The organism is Sulfitobacter sp. UBA4523, assembly GCF_002388305.1.
GTDB classification, from domain to species: Bacteria; Pseudomonadota; Alphaproteobacteria; order Rhodobacterales; family Rhodobacteraceae; genus Sulfitobacter; species Sulfitobacter pontiacus.
On sequence record NZ_DGMH01000017.1, the window covers coordinates 106682 to 108338 of the forward strand.

General features: G+C 58.2%; 2 protein-coding genes. Both read right to left on the reverse strand.

Annotation, left to right across the window (positions count from 1 at the left end; genetic code table 11):
• Positions 1–1241 (reverse strand): TRAP transporter large permease (locus B3849_RS03795; protein WP_286779834.1); only part of this gene is annotated, 1241 nt, incomplete at its 3' end.
• Positions 1238–1657: TRAP transporter small permease subunit (locus B3849_RS03800; protein ID WP_286779835.1), on the reverse strand; the 420-nt coding region annotated here is incomplete at its 5' end. The genes B3849_RS03795 and B3849_RS03800, both read right to left, overlap by 4 nt.

The following is a 1657-nucleotide window of genomic DNA, read 5'->3' on the forward strand; positions in this document are numbered from 1 at the left end:
GTCAGGAACGAGGTCTGCAGGTTCAGGGCGACGAGGATGCCGAAGAACAGCGGATCGATGCCGAACATTTCCAGCAGCGGCAGGAAGATCGGCACGAAGATGATGATGATCTCGGACCATTCCAGCGGCCAGCCCAGCAGGAAGATGATCAACTGCGCCATGATCAGGAACTGGATCGGCGACAGGTTCATGGATTGCACGAACTCCGAGATCACATGCTCCCCCCCGAGGTAGGAGAACACGGCAGAGAAGGTGTAGGAGCCGACGAACAGCCAGCAGACCATCGCCGTGGTGCGCACGGTGAGATAGACGCTTTCGCGCAAACGCTGCCATGTCATCGCGCGGTAGATAAAGGCAAGGAAGATACCGCCCAATGCACCGATAGATGCCGCCTCTGTCGGGGTGGCGAGACCGAAAAGGATCGACCCGAGCACCGCAAAGATCAGGAAAGCCAGCGGCACGAAAGAGGTGATGATCATCATCACCAGCTTGCCCATCGGCATATCCGGCACCTCATCCGCCGTGGGCTTTGGTGCCGACGATGGCTGCAGCAAAGACCGCCCGATGATATAGACCAGATACAGCCCCACCAGCGTCAGCCCCGGCAGCAGCGCCGCCGCATAAAGGCGCACGATCGACACATTGGTCGCCGCCGCATAGACGATCAGCATGATCGACGGCGGGATCAGGATGCCCAATGTACCGCCCGCACAGATGATGCCCGCCGCAAAGGACGGGTCATAGCGCGCTTTCAACATCGCCGGCAGCGCCAGCAGGCCCATCAAGGTCACAACCGCGCCCACGATCCCTGTCGCCGTGGCAAACAGCGCGCAGGTGATCAGCGCCGCAACCCCCATCGATCCGGGGACATTCTTGGACGCGATGTTCAGCGTGGTGAACAAACGGTCCACGATGTTGGAGCGTTCGACGATATAGCCCATGAACAGGAACAAGGGCACGGCCGTCAGCACCTCGTTCGACATCACGGTAAAGGTCTGGTTCACGAAGAGGTCAAATATTCGGTTGTTATAGAATCCCTCTATCCAACTCGACCATTGTTCCCATTGTCCGGCGGTTTCATCCAGCCGGTCAAAACCGCGCCACATGCGGCGCGCATCGAAATAGGCATAGTAGCCAAAGCCGATGCCCATGGCCATCAGGGTAAAGGCGATCGGGAAGCCCAGAAAAACAAAGATGATGAACAGCCCAAGCATCATCAGGGCGATTTGCGGATCGGTCATGTGATATGGTCTTTCTCGGCCATGTTGGCCTTCTGGATCAAAAGGTCTTCGGTCTCGAAAACGTCTTCGTCCGCTTCAAGCCAGTAATTGTCCCGGATCGCGATAATGCAGCGGCATACCTGCGCGATTCCCTGGATAAACAGCAATATGCCCGCCGCCACGATCACCGCTTTGAACTGGTAGATCGGCACACCCGCGGGACTGTTGACGGAGACCTCTCCGTATTGCCAGGACCGCGCGGCGTATTTCCAGCCAGACAGGATCAGGGCCAGCACACCGGGGAAAAAGAAGACGATATACAGGACGATATCGATCTTGCCCTGGGTCTTGGGTTGCAGCAGCCGGTACAGGAAATCGCCCCGCACATGCCCGCCACGCGACAGCGTATAGGCCCCGCCCATCATGAACAGCGTGCC